General features: G+C 51.2%; 5 protein-coding genes and 1 tRNA gene. All 6 read left to right on the top strand.

Features of this window, described 5'->3' with window-relative positions:
- The first annotated feature begins 79 nt into the window (after positions 1-79).
- The 6 genes from pncC (at position 80) to TU92_RS04270 (ending at position 6,179) form a co-directional block, all read left to right on the top strand.
- Positions 80-574, top strand: a complete 495-nt coding sequence (gene pncC / locus TU92_RS04245; RefSeq protein ID WP_112164708.1) for a nicotinamide-nucleotide amidase — start codon at positions 80-82, stop codon at positions 572-574.
- A 107-nt stretch (positions 575-681) separates the two neighbouring features.
- Positions 682-1,746, top strand: coding sequence for a recombinase RecA (gene recA, locus TU92_RS04250; RefSeq protein ID WP_112164709.1), 1,065 nt, complete (start codon positions 682-684; stop codon positions 1,744-1,746).
- Positions 1,747-1,987: 241 nt separating this feature from the next.
- Positions 1,988-2,554: a recombination regulator RecX gene (gene recX, locus TU92_RS04255; protein ID WP_208640474.1), complete on the top strand. Its 567-nt coding sequence runs from the start codon at positions 1,988-1,990 to the stop codon at positions 2,552-2,554.
- A gap of 138 nt (positions 2,555-2,692) precedes the next feature.
- The gene (gene alaS / locus TU92_RS04260) at positions 2,693-5,320 is read left to right on the top strand and encodes an alanine--tRNA ligase (RefSeq protein WP_112164711.1); all 2,628 of its coding nucleotides are present in this window, start codon (positions 2,693-2,695) and stop codon (positions 5,318-5,320) included.
- Positions 5,321-5,575: 255 nt separating this feature from the next.
- Positions 5,576-5,761, top strand: a complete 186-nt coding sequence (csrA, locus tag TU92_RS04265; RefSeq protein ID WP_013574027.1) for a carbon storage regulator CsrA — start codon at positions 5,576-5,578, stop codon at positions 5,759-5,761.
- A gap of 325 nt (positions 5,762-6,086) precedes the next feature.
- Positions 6,087-6,179, top strand: a tRNA-Ser gene (locus TU92_RS04270).
- Positions 6,180-6,202 lie beyond the last annotated feature (23 nt).

A 6,202-nucleotide genomic window follows, 5' to 3' on the forward strand; every position in this document is an offset into this window, starting at 1 on the left:
AATAACTGCGTTGGGACTCACAGATTGAAAGAGAAATGCTAACATCGGGAGAGTTTCAGCTGAACCGTCAGGAGGGAAGATGACCGAACAACGTTTACATGAACTGAGTGTGGAAATCGGTTCAGAGCTAAAAGCGCAAGGGCTGTGGATCACCTGTGCGGAATCCTGTACCGGGGGGTTAATTGCCAAAGCCATCACCGATATTGCCGGTAGCTCAGCGTGGTTTGACCGCGGATTTGTGACGTACAGTAATGCCGCCAAGCATGAGCTGCTCGGGGTTTCCGAGGCAACACTTGAGCAGTATGGCGCGGTGAGCGAACAGGTTGTTCGCGAAATGGCGCAGGGCGTTCTGCACGCTGCCGGAGCGGACATCGGCTTGTCGGTCAGCGGCATTGCCGGACCTGACGGCGGTTCGACAGAAAAACCGGTCGGCACCGTATGGTTTGGTTTCGCCGGAAGAGACGGGCGGATCGTGACCGCGAAACAACACTTTTCCGGCGATCGCGAAGCGGTGCGTTTGCAAGCTGCTGTTTTTGCGATACAAACCGCATTGTTTGAGTTTCTGCAAAATTAGGCTTGATACTGTATGAGCATACAGTATAATTACTGCCAATTACCTGTACATAAATTATATTCAGTGATGCAGGCGGGATGTTCCCCTGTATCAGACGAGGAGTAAAAATGGCTATTGATGAGAACAAGCAAAAAGCGTTAGCTGCAGCACTGGGCCAGATTGAAAAGCAATTCGGTAAAGGCTCCATCATGCGTCTGGGTGAAGATCGCTCTATGGACGTGGAAACGATCTCTACCGGCTCTTTGTCTCTGGATATCGCGTTAGGCGCCGGTGGTTTGCCGATGGGCCGTATCGTTGAGATTTATGGCCCGGAATCCTCCGGTAAAACTACGCTGACCCTTCAGGTTATTGCTGCCGCACAGCGTGAAGGCAAAACCTGTGCGTTCATCGATGCGGAACATGCACTTGACCCTATCTACGCGAAGAAATTGGGCGTAGATATCGACAACCTGTTGTGTTCTCAGCCGGATACCGGCGAACAGGCTCTGGAAATCTGTGACGCGCTGACCCGTTCAGGCGCGGTCGACGTTATCATCGTCGACTCCGTTGCTGCACTGACGCCAAAAGCAGAAATCGAAGGCGAAATCGGTGACTCTCACATGGGCCTTGCGGCACGTATGATGAGCCAGGCAATGCGTAAGCTCGCCGGTAACCTGAAAAACGCCAACACCTTGCTGATCTTCATCAACCAGATCCGTATGAAAATCGGTGTGATGTTCGGTAACCCGGAAACCACCACCGGTGGTAATGCCCTGAAATTCTACGCCTCTGTGCGTCTGGATATCCGCCGCATCGGCGCTATCAAAGAAGGCGACGTGGTGATCGGCAGTGAAACGCGCGTGAAAGTTGTGAAGAACAAAATCGCTGCGCCTTTCAAACAGGCTGAATTCCAGATCTTATACGGCGAAGGCATCAACATTAACGGCGAGCTGATCGATTTGGGCGTTAAGCACAAACTGGTCGAAAAAGCCGGTGCATGGTACAGCTACAACGGCGAGAAGATTGGTCAGGGTAAATCTAACTCCTGCAACTATCTGAAAGAAAACCCGAAAATCGCTGCTGAACTGGATAAAAAACTGCGTGATATGTTGTTGAGTGGCACTGGTGAACTGGCCGCTGCAACCACAGCAGAACTTGCAGACGACGATATGGAAACCAGCGAAGAGTTTTAATTTCGCCGGTATCTGAAAGCAGGGCTTTTGCTCTTCACTTTCAAAAACAAATTGTTGTCGAAAAAATGCCAGCCTGGTTTCCAGGCTGGCATTTTTCGCATCAGGGGAGTCACTCATGTCCGATGAAAAATCGTCCAATGGCAACACCATCGATCTGCAAAAGTTGCTTGAGCAGGTAGAACAGGAAAGCGCCGCATCCTCGCTGTTTGCCCCTCAGGAAAAAGACGCGGATGCGGCGAAGATCAATTCGCTGATGAACCGTGCGATGCGTCTGCTTTCACAGCGCGACCACGGTGAGATGGAACTGCGTAAGAAGTTGCGCACACCACCGGTGCCTTTCGTTAAACCGGCGAACAAGAAAAGTAGCTGGTCATCTCGCAAGCGACCGGCGCAGAATGAATTCGCAGAGGAAAATATTGTCAGAGCTAAGCCCGAACCGCGTCCGGTGCCGGAAGAGATCCCTGAAGAACATGTGCAGGCGGTGATCGACTATTGCTATCAGCATCACTGGCTGGATGACGCCAAATTTGCTGACCGCTATATTTCAGGGCGCAGTAACAAGGGCTATGGCGCGCAGCGCATCCGTTCAGAATTAATGCAAAAAGGTGTCGACAAAGAAATCATTACGACGGCACTGGAAAACACCGAGGTAGACTGGTGTATTCTGGCGCGCGAACTGGCAGTCAGAAAATTTGGTGAGGATTTGCCTACTGACTGGAAAGAAAAATCAAAAGTTCTGCGTTATTTGCTCTATCGCGGCTTCTTTCAGGAAGAAATACAGTCTATTTATCGCGATTTTGACGATTGACCGCATACGGTATTTTACTTCCCCGCGCAGAAATTTTATCTTATCCGCACTTTTTCGTTCGTGAGCTGTACAGATCGCTGCTCTAAGCAGCGTTATCCGGCTCAAGAGCCGTTCTTCCAGCATGATTCCGGGATATTTATGAGCAAGAGCACCGCTGAGATCCGTCAAGCGTTTCTCGATTTCTTCCAGAGCAAGGGACACAACGTTGTTTCAAGCAGTTCGCTTGTTCCGACAAACGATCCGACACTGTTGTTTACCAATGCCGGGATGAACCAATTCAAAGACGTTTTCCTCGGTCTGGATAAACGCGATTACAGCCGTGCCACTACGTCTCAGCGTTGCGTACGCGCGGGTGGTAAGCATAACGATCTCGAAAACGTCGGTTACACCGCACGTCACCACACCTTCTTCGAAATGCTGGGCAACTTCAGCTTCGGCGATTACTTCAAGCATGATGCAATCAACTACGCCTGGGAATTACTGACCGGCGAAAACTGGTTCAATCTGCCGAAAGAAAAGTTGTGGGTCACTGTCTATGAGACTGATGACGAAGCGTTTGAAATCTGGGAAAAAGAAGTCGGCGTTCCAAAAGAACGCATTATCCGCATCGGCGATAATAAAGGCGGTGCGTTCGCTTCTGATAACTTCTGGCAGATGGGTGACACCGGTCCTTGCGGCCCTTGCACCGAAATCTTCTTTGATCATGGCGATCACATCTGGGGCGGCCCTCCGGGTTCTGCAGAAGAAGATGGCGATCGCTACATTGAAATCTGGAACATCGTGTTCATGCAGTTCAACCGTCAGTCTGACGGCACCATGCTGCCACTGCCAAAACCGTCCGTAGATACCGGAATGGGGCTCGAGCGCATCACCGCTGTTATGCAACATGTGAACTCAAACTACGACATCGACCTGTTCCAGAAACTGATCGCCGCTGTGGCCGAAGTCACCGGCGCGACCGATCTGACCAGCAAATCTCTGCGCGTTATTGCCGACCATATCCGTTCTTGCGCATTCCTGATTGCTGACGGCGTGATCCCATCGAATGAAAACCGTGGCTATGTGCTGCGTCGTATCATTCGTCGCGCGATCCGTCACGGCAACATGCTGGGCGCGAAAGACACCTTCTTCTACAAACTGGTTGCTCCGTTGATTGACGTAATGGGCCCGGCGGCAGAAGAACTGAAACAGCAGCAGGCGATGGTTGAGCAACTGCTGAAAACCGAAGAAGAGCAGTTTGCCCGCACTCTGGAACGTGGTCTGGCCTTGCTGGACGACGAGCTGTCCTCACTCAAAGGCGACACGCTGGACGGTGAAATTGCTTTCCGTCTGTATGACACCTTCGGTTTCCCGCTGGATTTGACCGCTGACGTGTGCCGTGAGCGCAATCTGAAAGTTGACGAAGTCGGTTTCGAAAAGGCGATGGAAGTTCAGCGTCGTCGTGCCCGTGAGTCCAGCGGTTTCAGTGCAGATTACAACAGCATGGTTCGTGTGGACGGCGTCACTCAGTTCTCCGGCTACGAACATATGCAGCGCGATTCCAAAGTGGTCGCGTTGTTCATCGACGGTCAGTCAGTCAATGAAATTCAGGCAGGCGATAACGCTATTGTGGTCCTGGATGACACGCCATTCTATGGCGAATCCGGTGGACAGGTAGGTGATAAAGGCATCCTGAAAACTGCGGCTGGCATCTTCAATGTATCCGATACCCAGAAGTACGGTAAAGCCATCGGCCATCAGGGCTCGCTCAGCGCGGGTAAACTGAGCGTCGGTGACAGCGTTGAAGCGCAAGTGGATGCAGCACGCCGGGACCGTATTCGTCTCAACCACTCTGCGACTCACTTGCTGCACGCGGCATTACGTCAGGTACTGGGCAAGCACGTCGCGCAGAAAGGTTCTCTGGTTAACGACAGTTACCTGCGTTTCGACTTCTCACATTTCGAAGCGATGAAACCAGAAGAAATTCGTCAGGTCGAAGATCTGGTGAACGCGCAAATTCGTCGTAACCTGCCTATTCAGACCACCATTATGGATCTGGATGAAGCAAAAGAAAAAGGTGCAATGGCGCTGTTCGGTGAAAAATACGAAGACAGCGTTCGCGTGCTGAGCATGGGCGATTTCTCCACCGAACTCTGTGGGGGTACGCACGCCAGCCGTACCGGCGATATCGGCCTGTTCCGTATTCAGAGCGAATCCGGCACTGCTGCAGGTATCCGTCGTATCGAAGGGATCACCGGTGAAAACGCCATTAATGCACTGCATCAGCAAAGCGATTTGCTGCAAGATGTCGCGCATCTGGTGAAAGGCGATGTGAACAGCATCACCGATAAAATCCGTTCCCTGATTGAACGCTCACGCGTGCTGGAAAAAGAACTTCAGCAAGTGAAAGGCCAGCAAGCCGCGCAGGAAAGTGCGTCCTTGTCGGGTCAGACTAAAGAAGTGAAAGGCGTTAAGTTGTTAGTTCGTCAGCTGGATAACGTAGAGCCTAAAATTCTGCGTACGATGGTTGATGACCTGAAAAATCAGTTAGGGTCAGTGATCATTGTGCTGGCGACCATCGCGGACGATAAAGTCAGCCTGATTGCCGGTGTGACAAAAGATCTGACCGACCGTGTCAAAGCAGGGGAGTTGATCGCTTCTGTTGCCCAGCAGGTGGGCGGCAAAGGCGGTGGTCGTCCTGACATGGCACAGGCAGGGGGAAGCGATGTTCAGGCCTTACCGGCGGCTCTGGCTACCGTAGAGGCCTGGGTTGAATCCAAGCTGTAAGAAGAAATAAATCGCAAACCTGGAAAGCGCCATAATGTATTGTGCAATATGGCGTTTTCAGTCTTAATGGTGGGGTAGGCTTCGCGACAGGGTCGCGACAACGATGATTTCAGCTAAACTAAAAGTACTCATGGCTGAAGTTGCAGGCCGCTTACATTTAATGTAAGGGTCATGGCTTACGTTTTACCCGCTTATGATCGATAATGGCCGGGAAACTGAGAGACCCGACTCTTTTAATTATTCAAGGAGCAAAGAATGCTGATTCTAACTCGCCGAGTTGGTGAAACCCTCATGATTGGCGATGAGGTTACTGTTACCGTTTTAGGTGTTAAAGGTAATCAGGTACGTATTGGTGTGAACGCGCCAAAAGAGGTTTCCGTCCACCGTGAAGAGATCTACCAGCGCATCCAGGCTGAAAAATCTCAACAGACGAGTTACTGATTTACGAGGCGTCTCGCTGACGGCGAGGCGCTGAACCTCTTTTCTACGTATTACCGATTTCCCTGCCTGTATTTCTCTGTGTTTTTTCTGCTTTCTTTTCTTTTGAGCCCGGCGCTCTGATCCCCTTTGCACAAAAAATAATGTGAATTTTCTGCATTTTTCCCGCTTTATTGCCTTCAAACTGCTCAGGTTGCGCGTGAAATGTTCAATCGAGTGATTGTTAGGAAAAAAGGGTTTGACTTATAAGGGCCAGAAAGTAATATGTGCGCCACGCAGTGCCGATGAGCTTGAACAAAGTTAATCAGCACACTCGCAAGAGGCGTATGGTGAGGTGGCCGAGAGGCTGAAGGCGCTCCCCTGCTAAGGGAGTATGCGGTCAAAAGCTGCATCCGGGGTTCGAATCCCCGCCTCACCGCCATTTAAAATGCACCCATAGCTCAG

The organism is Rahnella inusitata (assembly GCF_003263515.1).
GTDB lineage: Bacteria > Pseudomonadota > Gammaproteobacteria > Enterobacterales > Enterobacteriaceae > Rahnella > Rahnella inusitata.